At 62.5% G+C, this 12,453-nt stretch carries 13 protein-coding genes; 6 read left to right on the top strand and 7 right to left on the bottom strand.

The window, feature by feature from the left end; translation table 11 throughout:
• Window positions 1-129 precede the first annotated feature (129 nt).
• Window positions 130-792: an outer membrane protein gene (locus FJ958_RS26315; RefSeq protein ID WP_140747317.1), complete on the bottom strand. Its 663-nt coding sequence runs from the start codon at window positions 790-792 to the stop codon at window positions 130-132.
• Window positions 793-1,108: 316 nt separating this feature from the next.
• Between FJ958_RS26315 and ade the strand changes: the two genes are divergently transcribed.
• Complete coding sequence (gene ade, locus FJ958_RS26320) at window positions 1,109-2,926, top strand: adenine deaminase (protein WP_140747320.1); 1,818 nt, start codon at window positions 1,109-1,111, stop codon at window positions 2,924-2,926.
• A 23-nt stretch (window positions 2,927-2,949) separates the two neighbouring features.
• Here the strand turns inward: ade and FJ958_RS26325 are convergent, their stop codons facing one another.
• A complete protein-coding gene (locus tag FJ958_RS26325; RefSeq protein ID WP_140747323.1) occupies window positions 2,950-4,104 on the bottom strand; it encodes an alpha/beta hydrolase in 1,155 nt (384 codons plus the stop codon).
• Window positions 4,105-4,241: 137 nt separating this feature from the next.
• Window positions 4,242-5,366, bottom strand: a complete 1,125-nt coding sequence (locus FJ958_RS26330) for an alpha/beta hydrolase (RefSeq protein WP_181176524.1) — start codon at window positions 5,364-5,366, stop codon at window positions 4,242-4,244.
• Window positions 5,367-5,711: 345 nt separating this feature from the next.
• On the opposite strand from FJ958_RS26330, the gene ilvA reads away from it, so the two are divergent.
• Window positions 5,712-6,968 (top strand): threonine ammonia-lyase IlvA, encoded by a 1,257-nt coding sequence (ilvA, locus tag FJ958_RS26335; protein ID WP_140747329.1) that lies wholly within the window; start codon window positions 5,712-5,714, stop codon window positions 6,966-6,968.
• Window positions 6,965-7,522, top strand: coding sequence for a DUF1697 domain-containing protein (locus FJ958_RS26340; RefSeq protein WP_140747332.1), 558 nt, complete (start codon window positions 6,965-6,967; stop codon window positions 7,520-7,522). The genes ilvA and FJ958_RS26340 overlap by 4 nt, the downstream gene beginning before the upstream one ends.
• A 12-nt stretch (window positions 7,523-7,534) precedes the next feature.
• Here FJ958_RS26340 and FJ958_RS26345 read toward each other — a convergent pair whose 3' ends face one another.
• Window positions 7,535-7,828: a DUF2218 domain-containing protein gene (locus FJ958_RS26345; protein ID WP_140747334.1), complete on the bottom strand. Its 294-nt coding sequence runs from the start codon at window positions 7,826-7,828 to the stop codon at window positions 7,535-7,537.
• A 139-nt stretch (window positions 7,829-7,967) separates the two neighbouring features.
• Window positions 7,968-8,408, bottom strand: a complete 441-nt coding sequence (locus FJ958_RS26350) for a VOC family protein (protein WP_140747336.1) — start codon at window positions 8,406-8,408, stop codon at window positions 7,968-7,970.
• Between the two features lie 217 nt (window positions 8,409-8,625).
• Here FJ958_RS26350 and FJ958_RS26355 point away from each other — a divergent pair, with 217 nt between their 5' ends.
• From FJ958_RS26355 to FJ958_RS26365, 3 genes are read left to right on the top strand one after another with little or no spacing between them, the layout of a single operon-like run.
• Window positions 8,626-9,222 (top strand): cold-shock protein, encoded by a 597-nt coding sequence (locus tag FJ958_RS26355; RefSeq protein WP_140747339.1) that lies wholly within the window; start codon window positions 8,626-8,628, stop codon window positions 9,220-9,222.
• Between the two features lie 24 nt (window positions 9,223-9,246).
• Window positions 9,247-9,810: a DUF192 domain-containing protein gene (locus FJ958_RS26360; RefSeq protein WP_140747342.1), complete on the top strand. Its 564-nt coding sequence runs from the start codon at window positions 9,247-9,249 to the stop codon at window positions 9,808-9,810.
• A 17-nt stretch (window positions 9,811-9,827) separates the two neighbouring features.
• Window positions 9,828-10,595 carry an alpha/beta hydrolase gene (locus FJ958_RS26365; RefSeq protein WP_181176525.1) on the top strand — a complete coding sequence of 256 codons (768 nt, stop codon included), beginning with the start codon at window positions 9,828-9,830 and terminating at the stop codon, window positions 10,593-10,595.
• 22 nt (window positions 10,596-10,617) lie between these two features.
• Here the strand turns inward: FJ958_RS26365 and speB are convergent, their stop codons facing one another.
• Complete coding sequence (gene speB / locus FJ958_RS26370; RefSeq protein ID WP_140747348.1) at window positions 10,618-11,583, bottom strand: agmatinase; 966 nt, start codon at window positions 11,581-11,583, stop codon at window positions 10,618-10,620.
• A gap of 137 nt (window positions 11,584-11,720) precedes the next feature.
• Window positions 11,721-12,326: a hypothetical protein gene (locus FJ958_RS26375; RefSeq protein ID WP_140747351.1), complete on the bottom strand. Its 606-nt coding sequence runs from the start codon at window positions 12,324-12,326 to the stop codon at window positions 11,721-11,723.
• Between the last annotated feature and the right edge of the window lie 127 nt (window positions 12,327-12,453).

Genomic DNA, 12,453 nt, shown 5'->3' on the forward strand with positions numbered 1-12,453 from the left:
CCCCATTCCCCCGCCCCCTGCGGGCGTCGGCCGCATCCGGCAGGATCGATCCAGAAGTGGCGCTGTCAGAGCAATTCCAGCAAAGGTGTGTAACAGTTTTCCCTTCGCAATGGCGCGGAAGAGCCACGCTCAGAACTTGTAGCTCAGATTGATGCCGACGGTGTTCAACTTCACGTCCTGATCACGGTCGGTGAAGCCGTTCGACCCGTCATAGTGCTCGGAGCCGAAATCGTAGTAACGATACTGCGCGCCGACGACGAACTTGTCCGTCAGCGCGTAGTCGACGCCGGCGCCCACGGTCCAGCCGACATTCGTACGTGTGTTGGAGAATGCTGGACCGGCGGCCTGCGAGGTATCGACTCCGGCGAAGGCGACGCCGCCTATGCCATAGACAAGCACGCGGTCCATGGCATAACCCGCCTTGGCATTCATCGATCCGAACCACTTGATGTCTGTGCCGAACACATTCCCCGGTTCGGGTTCGGCCGTGCCATCGATCGAGGAATAGTTGAGTTCGGCCTCGGCACCGATCACTGCCTGGTCGAACTGCCACAGGCCGGCGATGTGGCCGCCGACGAAACCGCCATCGATGTCGGGCGAGGACAACGCGCCGCCGCCTGTCCCGGTGATGTCCGATTGCCCCCAGCCATATCCGGCCTGCAGGCCGGCGTAGTAGCCGGTCCAGTCGAAGCCGGGCGCGGTCATTGGCACGTCGACCGTCTGGTCGGCTGCGAAAGCCGGCACGGACAAAGCGGCAAGAAGACCGGCACTTGCGATCACCAGGCGATACATCGAACTCCTCAAGGGAAGAGTCAGCACAATCCTTGCGGGTAGCGTAACCCGGTTTGCCGCAAAACGGAATCAGATTTCTCACCGCGACCGATGCGGCCTGCCGCGTCGGCAAGCCGTGGGCGTGGCATTGCCATAGGAGCGCCAGCATGCAGATCGGCGGTTCGCGGAGAGAAAGTCCTGTCATCACCAACGAAACGGATTTCGGTCGGGAATGCGAAAGTGACCGACGTGAAGACGCAGTAGGTTCCCTATCCGCTGTTTGGCGCTGGCCAAAACCGGGCAGGCTTGGCACAGTCGCGCAAACAGGAGTCTCTTCATGGCAAGGAAGCCGGCGGCGCATGCGACGAAACCCAAGCCCTGGACCGAGATGGCGACGCATCTGGTCGACGTCGCCATGGGTCGCAAGCCGGCTGATCTCGTCATCCGCAATGGCCGCTGGGTGAACGTTCACTCGGGCGAGATCATCGCCGGGACCGACATCGCCATTGCCGGCGGCCGTTTCGCCTATTGCGGACCGAACGCCAGCCACGCCATCGGCCAGGGCACCAAGGTGGTCGATGCCGGCGGGCGCTATCTGGTGCCTGGCCTGTGCGACGCGCATATGCATGTCGAGAGCGGCATGGTGACGGTGACCGAATTTTGCCGCGCCGTCATCCCGCACGGCACCACGTCAATGTTCATCGATCCGCATGAGATCGCCAATGTGCTGGGCCTGCCTGGCGTGCGGCTGATGCATGACGAGGCGGTGGCGATGCCCATCAACGTGCATGTGCAGATGCCGTCCTGCGTGCCCTCGGCACCCGGGCTAGAACATGCCGGCGCCGAGCTGACGGTCGCCGATGTGGCGGAGGCGATGACCTGGGAAAACATCATCGGGCTCGGCGAAGTGATGAATTTTCCCGGCGTCGCCGCCAACGATCCTGTCATGTCGGGTGAGATCGCCGCGACGGTTCATGCGGGCAAGACGGTTGGCGGCCACTATGCCTCGCGCGATCTTGGCCTGCCCTTCCACGGCTATGTCGCCGGCGGACCCGAGGATGATCACGAAGGCACGCGCGCCGAGGACGCCATCGCCCGCGTGCGCCAGGGCATGAAGGCGATGCTGCGGCTGGGCTCGGCCTGGTACGACGTTGCCTCGCAAATCAAGGCGGTGACGGAAGGCGGCATCGGTCCGCGCAATTTCATCCTGTGCACCGACGACAGCCATTCCGGCACGCTTGTCCACGAAGGGCACATGGACCGGGTGGTCCGTCACGCCATCCAACAGGGGCTGAAGCCGGTGACGGCGATCCAGATGGCGACGATCAACACGGCCCAGCATTTCAGGCTGGAGCGCGAGATCGGTTCGATCGCGCCGGGCCGGTTGGGCGACCTGCTGATTGTGTCCGATCTCGCCGCAATGACCATCGACGAGGTCTATGCGCGCGGCGTGAGACTGGCCAAGGGCGGCAAGCTCGACATCGACATTCCGGCCTATGACTACCCGAAGACCGCGAAAAACACCGTCAAGCTCGGCAAGAAGCTGAAGGCAGCCGATTTCGACATCGTGGCCCCCAAGGGCGCCAACGAAGTGCGGGTGCGGGTGATCGGCGTCATCGAGAATCAGGCGCCGACGCGCGCGCTGGAGGCCGACCTTGCCGTCGAGGACGGGCTGGTCGCCATGGATCGCCGCAACGACATCTGCCAGATCGCGCTGGTCGAGCGTCACCGAGGTACCGGCGGCGTCACCAACGCCTTTGTTTCCGGCTTCGGCTATATGAGCGATTGCGCCATGGCCTCCAGCGTGGCGCATGACGCCCACCACATCATCTGCGTCGGCACCAACAAGCAGGACATGGCGCTGGCGGTCAACCGACTGGGCGAGGTCGGCGGCGGCGTCGTGCTGTTCTCCAAGGGCAAGGAACTGGCGCTGGTCGAAATGCCGATCGCCGGGCTGATGTCTGACGAGCGCGCCGAGATCGTCGCCGCGAAGGCGGAGAAACTGACCGAGGCCATGCGCAAGATGGGCTGTTCGCTGAACAACGCCTACATGCAGCACTCGCTGCTGGCGCTGGTGGTCATTCCGGAGCTCAGGATTTCAGACGTCGGGCTGATCGACGTGACGACCTTCCAGAAGGTCGACCTGTTCGTCTGAGATCAGCCGCCGGCGCTTCGCTCTCAGCCGCCGGTGGCAATGGTCAGCACCTTGAACGGCGTTGTGATGACGACCTCGGCGACCGAGCCGACAGCCTTGCCGAGGCCCTGGCCGAGATCGTCGAGTTGAGCCTCGTCCGAAGCCAGGCCGGCTGGCGCCCGCAGGCGGTCGCCAAGCAATTGCACCAGGAACGGGTTGTCGGCGAATTTGGCGTGATTCAGTTGGTCGCCGCCCTTGGTTTTGGTCAGATCGACGACCGCCACACCATAGCTGGCAAGGTCCGCCGCATTGCCGTAGTCGCCGACGCGCGGCTTGTCGCCAGAAATGAACGACGAGAGCTTCAGTGCCCGGTCGTCGCCCGAAAGCAGGATGGCGAAAGGCTTGGTCGGTTTGCCGTAGCGGATCATCTGCTTCTTGAACACATCGACATCGATGTCCGGGGAGGCCAGGATGACATAGCCGAGCTTGCCGCCAAGATCGCGGTCGCCTGTGATGGCGAGCTGGCGCAGCGCTTCCATGGTCAACCAGGTTCCCATCGAGTGGGCGATGATGTCGATGCTCTTGACGCGGGTCTTGGCCAGCATCCGCAGCGTCGCCTCGAGGTCGTCGCGCGCGGCATTGGCGCTGTCCTTGTCGTAGAGATAGCCGGTTGTCTTGGCGCTTGAGGCCCACGAGAACAGCACCGGTGTGCCGGGATATTTCGTATCGTGGGCGATCTGCGTCAGGCGGTAGATGCCGTCGTCGAAACCATTGTTGAAGCCGTGCACGAAGACCAGCGCGCGGTCGCCGCGCATGGCGATGTCGGCACCAACCGCCTTGGCGAATTGCGGTGCATCCTTGTAGTAGATCACGTCCTTCGCGGTGAAGTCCTTGGCCGGGTTGCTGTTCGCGGACCCCTTGGCGCGCTCGATGGCGCCGACCTTGTGGCTCTTAGGAACCGTGACATCGACACGGGCGTAGCTGGTGGTGAGCGAGCGATCACCATCGAACACCTGCCGCGGCTCCTTTGCGGCCCTTTGCCGGGTCGTGGCCACGAAAATCTCGTGAGTGGCGGCGATGTCCGAGGCAGGCACCGCGACCATCGTCCTGTTCAGAAGATCATGCGTGTTCTGGCCGGCGCAACCTGCGACAAGCAACGCGAAGGCGATTATGAGGAAGCGCTTCGAAGGCACGGCCAGACAGTCCCCGCAAGCAACGCCAGGCTCGTGACGTCAATGCACATGTCGATAAAGACAGAGTCCGGCCCGGTCCAGTTCAAAGTGGACCGGTGGTGCGGCAATCGTGGATGTGACCACCGAACGCCATCGCACCGAATCTACTGTCCGAGCAGGCTGATGCGGTCGGTCACGTCTCGATCGCTGGCAAAGCCGTCATCCTCGCGCAGCCGCTGGCCGATCATCTTCACCAAAGCGGGATTGTCGGCGAATTTCGTATGGTTGAAACTGTCGCTACCCTTGACCTTGGAGAGATCGACGACCGTAACACCATAGGAGGCAAGATCGGCGGCATCCTTGTAGTCGCCGACGCGCGGCCGCGCACCGGCGATCAGGCCGGAGAGCCGGAGCGCACGATCGTCGTCGGACAACAGCAGGATGAACGGCTTGTTGGGCTTGCCATAGCGTCGCATCTGACTCTTGAACACATCGACGTCGATATCGGGCGAGGCGAGCACCACGTCGCCGAGCTTGCCGCCGAGATCGCGGTCGCCGGTGATGGCGAGCTGGCGCAGCGTCTCCATCGTCACCCAGGTTCCCATCGAGTGGGCGACGATGTCGATGCGCCGCGCGCCGGTCTGTGCCAGCATCCGCAACGTCACTTCAAGCTGGTCACGCGCGGCACTGGCGCTTTCCTTGTCATAGACATAGTCCGTCGTCTTGGCGCCCGAGGCCCAGGAGAACAGCACCGGCGTGCCGGGATAACCGGAATCGTGAACGATCTGGGTCAAGCGATAGACGGCGTCGTCAAAGCCGGTGTTGTAGCCGTGGACAAAGACCATGACGCGGTCGCCGCGCGCCGCGATGTCGGTGCTCAGCGCGCTGGCGAATTTCGGCTGCGTGTCGTAGCCGACGACTTCGGAAGCCATGAAATACTTCGTCGGATCATTCGACTTGCCGCGTGAGCGCCGCTCGATCTGGCCGGTTGTGTGGGTGCCGGGAACAGTGACATTGACGCGCGCGTAGTTCAGCGTCGCCGAGCGTTCGCCGTCGAAAACCTTGTTGGGGTCATCGGAAGGCTTGCGCGTCGTGGCAATGAAGATCGAGTGGTTGCCGGCAATTTCCGTCACCGGCACGGACATGACCGCGCTGCCGAGCAGTTCCTCGGTTTTGCGGCCGCCACCACAGCCTGCCACCAGCGAGGCAAGTGCAAGAATGCAAATCGTCTTCAAATGCACGTCAAAATTCCACTCGAGCCCAAAAGGGCCTTCCACCCTCCACGACATCTCCCCAGCAGGCGAAGTGCGGCGGAAGTAAGTCGTCTCCCGCCGAAATGTGGTTGGCGTCCGGCAGCGGCCATCGCACTGTTGCGCGAAAGCCAAAATGTCGGCGGGAGCGGCCACAACAGGAGAAGGTCAGCGCTTTGGGTCGACGCCGGAGATGCCGCACAATGCCCGTGAAGGTGTGGACACCTCGATGCGGCTGGCATGAACAAACGCCTCCAAGCGCCTGCAAGCATGGCGGGAATGCCCGTTGCAGGCGCAAGCCCAACCTGGCAATGGTCTTGCGGGGCCGGATGTGCGATAGCCTTCTGTCTAACGCGCCTGCGGGCGGACCGGGATGATCTTGCCATGACCAGTTTTGCCTCGCGCGTCGCCATCGCTGCCTCCGCGATCCGCCAGATCTTTCCGGAGACGCCGCTGCAGGAAAACGACTATCTGTCGAAGAAAACCGGCGCCCGGGTTTTGTTGAAGCGCGAGGACCTGAGCCCGGTGCGCTCCTACAAGATCCGCGGCGCCTTCAACTTCTTCCGCAAGGCGCTTGCCGCCGGCAATCAGGCCGAAATGTTCGTCTGCGCGTCCGCTGGCAACCATGCGCAGGGCTTCGCGTTCGTCTGCCGACATTTCGGTAAAAAGGGCGTGGTCTTCATGCCGGTGACGACGCCGCAGCAGAAGATCGACAAGACCCGGCTTTTTGGCGGCGATTTCGTCGAAATCAGGCTGGTCGGCGACTTTTTCGACGACTGCTATCGCGCCGCCTTCGAATTCACCGAAAGCTCCGGTGTGCACATGGTGCCGCCTTTCGACCACAAGGACATCATCGAGGGGCAGGCCACGGTCGCCTATGAGATCGCCGACCAGATGCCGGGCGCACGCATGCCCGACATCGTCATGCTGCCGGTCGGCGGTGGCGGGCTCGCCGCCGGCGTCACCCACTATTTCGCCGACAAGGGCCGGGAAGCGCGTTTCGTCTTCTGCGAGCCTGCTGGGGCGCCGAGCCTGCATGACAGTCTCGCGGCGGGAAAGCGGCTGAAGCTCGCCAAGGTCGACAATTTCGTCGATGGCGCGGCGGTGGCCGAAATCGGCCGCGAACCCTTGCGGTACCTCAAGGAATTCGCCGCCGACACGGTGCGGCTAATCCCGGAAAACCGGCTCTGCGCGACCATGATCGAGATGCTCAACGTCGAAGGCGTCGTGCTCGAGCCCGCGGGGGCATTGGCCATCGATGCGTTGAAGGATTTTTCCAGGAAGGAGATCCGGGGCAAGACCATCGTCGCCGTGGTATCGGGCGGCAATTTCGATTTCGAGCGGCTGCCTGACGTCAAGGAACGTGCGCTGCGCTTCGAAGGCCTGAAGAAATACTTCATCATCCGCTTCCCGCAGCGGCCGGGCGCGTTGCGCGACTTCCTCGAGATGCTGGGTCCCGACGATGACATCGCGCGCTTCGAATATCTGAAGAAGTCGGCGCGCAATTTCGGCTCGGTGCTGATCGGCATCGAAACCAAGGACCGCCGCAATTTCGACCTGCTGAAGGCGAATTTCGAGGCCGAGGGCGTTCAATATCAGGACATCACCGACAACGAGACATTGGCGGGGTTCATCATATGAGCGGGAAGGTCTTCATCGCCCTGTTTTCGGGCATCAATGTCGGCGGCAATCGCATCGTCAAAATGGCGGAACTGCGTTCGTTCTTCGAGGATCTCGGCTTTTCCGACGTCGCCACCTATGTGCAGAGCGGCAATGCCGTGTTTCGGGCCGACAAGGGCGATGCCGCCACGCTGACGAAACAGATCGAAGCAGCCTTCGAGAAGAAATGGGGTTTTCATTCGCGCATCATGGTGCGCGACGTGGATTGGTTCGAGCGGCTGGTCGCGCAAAATCCCTATCCGGAAGTTGCCGGCGAGCCGACCAAGCTCCACGCCTATGCGCTGGAGCGGGAACCGACCAAAGAGGAGGCGGCCAGGTTGTCGGAAAGATGCACAGGTCCGGAAAAATTCGAGATCAAGGGCGACGTGCTTTACCTGCATGCCCCCGATGGACTTGGAAAGTCTGTGTTCGCCGGACTGATCGGGCGCACGCTGAAAGTACCAGGCACCGCGCGCAATTGGCGTTCGGTGCAGGCATTGTTGGAGATGGTCTGTAAAGCCGGCAGCGGCGGCTGACTTCGGATGTTTTTACGCTGCCGGAGCCTGCTTCCAGTCGAACACCAGCTCTTCGCGGAAAGCAAAGCGCTTTATGTGATCGGCAACGACGCCCTCCAGGCGCTCGAGCGATCCTGCCTCGCCGGTCGACACCGTGATGTGCAGCGCGGTCGCATCGGCATCCATGACCGTGCGGCCAAGCGACAGTTCGATCGTGCCATGGTGCGGATCGAACTCGACCGGGAATTTGTGCGCCCAGTGCTTGCACAATTGCTGTAGGTAGCGGCTGGCATGTTCGGTGGCGACATCGGCATGGCTGGAATGCATGATTGAATTCTCCACCGGGGGCGCCCATTCGTCTGACAACGCGCCGGCTTGCAGCGCGGCGCGAGTCAGACAGGTAGGCGTTGTCTCGCCGAACGCCAAAGGTCGCCGGGCGATATCCGCCCGGTATCGGGTCGAAGCCTTACCAGCCTCCGGTGTTCGCCATCGATGCCCAGGGTTCGGCCTTGGCCTTGGCAGGGCCTTTCTGCAAAAGCTCGATGGAGATGCCGTCCGGAGACCTGATAAAGGCCATATTGCCGTCGCGAGGCGGCCGGTTGATGGTCACGCCCTTGTCCATCAGGTTCTGGCAGGTCGCATAGATATCGTCGACCTCATAGGCGAGGTGGCCGAAATTACGCCCGCCCTTGTAGTCTTCGGGATCCCAATTGTAGGTGAGTTCGACAAGCGGCGCCTTCTCGCTGATGCCGCTTTGCTCGTCCTCCGGCGCGGCGAGGAAGATCAGCGTGTAGCGGCCTTGCTCGTTCTCGTAGCGGCGGACTTCCTTCAACCCGAGCTTGTTGCAGTAGAAATCGAGCGAGGCATCGACATCGGCGATGCGGACCATGGTGTGCAGATAGCGCATGTGCTTTCCTCGATCTGTGGGGTTGCGGCGCAACATAGGGTCGGCCCGGTCAAAGGGCAATCGTCCGGCGGCAGGCAGTGCCGGCAAAGAACAAATCCGGTATTCCCGTAATGAACCGTGAAAAAAGGCACGTCAGGTCTTGCACTCACCGGAAGCCGCGGTGTTAATCTGGTATCAAGAATCAGTTGCAGTGTTCTTGATAAAAGGGGGCATTCTTATGGGGGAAAAGGCCTCTTTGACGGGGCGGGCCGGAACCCTTGGCGACGCTGTGAAGCGCGACGAAGGCGGCGAGGCCGCCGACCTGACCGAAATTGCCGGCGCCATCAAATGGTTCGATGTGGCCAAGGGCTACGGGTTCATCCTTCCGGACGATGGTGTTTCGGGCGATATCCTCCTCCATGTGACATGTCTTCGACGGGACGGTTTCCAGACAGCTCTGGAAGGCGCGCGCGTGGTCTGTCTCGTCAAACAGGGCGAGCGCGGACTGCAGGCCTTCCGTGTGCTTTCCATGGACATCACCACTGCCGTCCATCCCGCGGAAATGCAGGAGCAGCGCACCCATGTCTCGGTGACGCCGGACAGCGGGCTCGAACGCGCGCTGGTCAAGTGGTTCAACCGCACCAAGGGCTTCGGCTTCCTGACGCGCGGCGAGGGTACCGAGGACATTTTCGTCCATATGGAGACCTTGCGCCGCTACGGCATCACCGAGCTTCGGCCGGGGCAGGTGGTGCTTGTGCGTTTCGGACGCGGTGACAAAGGCCTTATGGCCGCCGAAATTCACCCCGATATGGGCACCTTGCCGGTTTCGCACTAGGGCGACCCCGGCCGAGGATTTCGCATGACTCACATGAACAGGCTGACGGCGGGCGTGATGTGCGCCGTTGCCGCCGTCATCATCGCCGCGGGCGCCTTCTTCTATTTCCAGGTACCCAGCGCGGCCGATGGCCGGGCGATGATCCTTCCCGTCGATCCGGCGCCGCTGATCGCGGTGACGAAAAATGGGGAACGCTCCTTCTCTATCGAAGTCGCCGATACCGATGCCGAGCGGGAAGCCGGCCTGATGTTCCGCGAGGACATGGCCGCCGATCATGGCATGTTGTTCGTCTTCAACGAGACACGCGAGGTCAATTTCTGGATGAAGAACACGCCGATGCCCCTCGACCTGATCTTTGTCGGCCAGGACGGCAGGATCCGTGCGATCAAGCATGGCGAGCCGCAATCCGAGGCGATCGTGTCGCCGGGCGAGCCGGTCCGCTTCGTGCTCGAGCTCAAGGCCGGCACCGCCGCTAGGGATGGCATCGCGGACGGCGATCTGCTGCGTCATCCCGTGATCGGCACGGCACCGGATCCCGGCATGTCGCCAGCGAACAAGAGCGATTCTCCGAACGTCGATTCCGACTGAGCGCGGAGGATCGCTCAATGCAGTTTTTCTCCCATGATGGGTTCGATCTCGCCTTCCTCGACCGCCAGCCGGCATCGGGCAAGGGCGATCCCGTGCTCATGATCCACGGCTTCGCCTCGAGCCACTACGTCAACTGGGTATCGCCAGGCTGGTTCAAGACGCTGAACGATGCCGGCTATCGCGCCATCGCCTTCGACAATCGCGGCCACGGCTCGTCGTCGAAGAGCTATGACGAGGCCGACTATACACCAGCGAAAATGGCTTCGGATGCCGCCGTCCTGCTTGACCATCTCGGCATCGAAAGGGCCCATGTCATGGGCTATTCAATGGGCGCGCGCGTTGCGGCGTTCATGGCACTGTCAGATCCCGACAAGGTGGCGACGCTGGTCTTTGGCGGTCTCGGCATCGGCATGATCGACGGGGTCGGCGATTGGGATCCGATCGCGGCGGCCCTTCTTGCCGACGATCCGGCCGCGACCACCCATCCGCGCGGCCGCTCGTTCCGCGCCTTCGCCGACCAGACCCGCAGCGATCGCAGGGCGCTTGCCGCCTGCATCGCCACGTCGCGCGAATTGCTGAGCGAGCAGGATATTGCCCGCATCGCCCAGCCGACGCTGATCGCGGTCGGCACCACCGACGATATTGGCGGATCGCCGGACGAGCTTGCCGCTCTGATGCCGAACGCCAGGGCCTTTCACATCGAGGGCCGCGACCACATGCTGGCGGTTGGCGACAAGACCTTCAAGCAGCGCGTGCTGGAGTTCTACGCCGAATATCCGCTTTGATCCTGCGCAGACGTGCTTGGGGTCAGTCCGGCACTCTCGCTTCTTGAACCGACTTCGCCAGCACGCACAGCAGTTCGAACATCATCGTTGCACCCGCCAGTGCCGTCATGCCGCCAAGATCGAAGGGTGGCGCCACTTCCACCACATCGGCGCCGACAATGTTCAACCCGTCAAGCAGGCGCACCATTTCCTGCGCCTCGCGGGTGGTGAAGCCGCCGAGCTCGGGCGTGCCGGTGCCCGGTGCCATCGACGGATCGATGCAGTCGATATCGAAAGTCACATAGGTCGGTCCGGTTCCGGCGATGGCACGTGCCTCTTCCATAACACTGGCCGCGCCGCGCCGGACGAACTCCTCCATGTAGACGATGCGTATACCTTGGGCGACCGCCCAATCATGCTCGCCGGGTTCATAGATCGAGCCGCGAATGCCGATCTGCACGACCCGTTTGGGATCGAGCAGGCCCTCTTCGATCGCGCGTCGGAACGGCGTGCCATGCGTGTAGGGATTGTCGCCGAAATAGCGGTCATTGGTATCGGAATGGGCGTCGAAATGGATCATGCCGACAGGCCGATTCTTGGCGACGGCGCGCAACGCCGGCAGCGTCGTCAGATGATCGCCGCCTGCCGCCAGCGGAATGGCACCCGCCGCCACGATAGCCGCGATGCCCTCCTCGATGCGCTTCAATCCATCCAGCAGGTTGATTGGGTTGACGGAGAGATCGCCGACATCGGCGACGTTGGCGATGCTGAACGGCTCGATGCCCGAGACATGATGGGCGCGCCGCATTAGGCTCGATTGGTTGCGGATCTCGCGCGGGCCATGCCGCGCGCCGGCGCGGTTGGTCGTGCCGCCGTCCCAGGGTATGCCGACCAGCGCGATGTCGAGCCCCTCGGCGGTCGTTACCGCTGGCAACCGCATGAAGGTCGAGAGCCCGGCAAAGCGGGGAACGGCCGAGGCGTCGACCGGCTGGAAGAAATTGCTGCTCATGATGTCGGCACCTCAGAAGAATTCATGTTGGACGATACCCTCGGAAAGCGTTTTTCGCAGCCCGCTTCGATACTGTGCCCCCGCGGCAAGGCCGATACAGGGCCACATGCAAGCGCTATGATATCTCCTGACAAAAATCATGTGGAGCTTTCCAGGGCCTCCAGCGACCGCGCCATGTTCAGCCTGGCTTGAGGCTCGAAACGCCGGCGAAATTCTTCGGTGTGGAAAATGTGCGGGCGCGCAAGGAAAGCCTTCAGCACGGCGGCGCGTCCGGCGCGCCACATCGGCTCCTCCACCCAGTCATATTCGCGGCGGACCGCGCGTTCATAAGCGTCGAACGCGGCCGGCGCGGCACCCAGGATCGAAAGATCCATGTCGAGGAAAAGACTGGCGTCGCGCATTGCCGCCGCGTCTTCGAAGCGGGGCAACTGATGCGTGGCTGTGGCGAGGATCATCGCGCTGATGCGGTCCAGGCGTCCGGCATCGCCGCGGCCCGCGAGCCGTGTCTCGGCAAGGGCGGCACTTTGCGCCTCATTGTCCTTGGCCTTGCTGTCGTAGATGGCGTCGTGGAACCAGATCGCCGCTTCGACGGCTTCCGGGTCGCTTAGCAGCCCTCGGTAGTCGCCGGCCAGCGCAAGCATCGCCTCGATATGGGTAAGATTGTGGTAGTGGCGATCCCCGGCGCGGTAGAGCGCTGAAAGCTCGGTTTTCAGGGCCTTGTCGATCAAGGGTTCGTTTTCCATCGCGGCTTGAATTCCTGCGAACCAAATCCATTTGACAAAGCACTAAGGAAAATTGAGTTCAACCGTGCTATGATCTGGCTTATATGTGCGGCCGCACAACAGGCAAGCCCGCAGGACGCAGGATAAG

It is taken from the genome of Mesorhizobium sp. B2-3-5 (assembly GCF_006442395.1).
Taxonomy (GTDB): domain Bacteria; phylum Pseudomonadota; class Alphaproteobacteria; order Rhizobiales; family Rhizobiaceae; genus Mesorhizobium.

Coding starts and splice junctions, on each gene's coding strand:
- FJ958_RS26315 (WP_140747317.1), bottom strand. CDS start 792: ATGTATCGCCTGGTGATCGCAAGTGCCGGTCTTCTTGCCGCTTTGTCC.
- ade (WP_140747320.1), top strand. CDS start 1,109: ATGGCAAGGAAGCCGGCGGCGCATGCGACGAAACCCAAGCCCTGGACC.
- FJ958_RS26330 (WP_181176524.1), bottom strand. CDS start 5,366: ATGTCGTGGAGGGTGGAAGGCCCTTTTGGGCTCGAGTGGAATTTTGAC.
- ilvA (WP_140747329.1), top strand. CDS start 5,712: ATGACCAGTTTTGCCTCGCGCGTCGCCATCGCTGCCTCCGCGATCCGC.
- FJ958_RS26340 (WP_140747332.1), top strand. CDS start 6,965: ATGAGCGGGAAGGTCTTCATCGCCCTGTTTTCGGGCATCAATGTCGGC.
- FJ958_RS26345 (WP_140747334.1), bottom strand. CDS start 7,828: ATGCATTCCAGCCATGCCGATGTCGCCACCGAACATGCCAGCCGCTAC.
- FJ958_RS26350 (WP_140747336.1), bottom strand. CDS start 8,408: ATGCGCTATCTGCACACCATGGTCCGCATCGCCGATGTCGATGCCTCG.
- FJ958_RS26355 (WP_140747339.1), top strand. CDS start 8,626: ATGGGGGAAAAGGCCTCTTTGACGGGGCGGGCCGGAACCCTTGGCGAC.
- FJ958_RS26360 (WP_140747342.1), top strand. CDS start 9,247: ATGACTCACATGAACAGGCTGACGGCGGGCGTGATGTGCGCCGTTGCC.
- FJ958_RS26365 (WP_181176525.1), top strand. CDS start 9,828: ATGCAGTTTTTCTCCCATGATGGGTTCGATCTCGCCTTCCTCGACCGC.
- speB (WP_140747348.1), bottom strand. CDS start 11,583: ATGAGCAGCAATTTCTTCCAGCCGGTCGACGCCTCGGCCGTTCCCCGC.
- FJ958_RS26375 (WP_140747351.1), bottom strand. CDS start 12,326: ATGGAAAACGAACCCTTGATCGACAAGGCCCTGAAAACCGAGCTTTCA.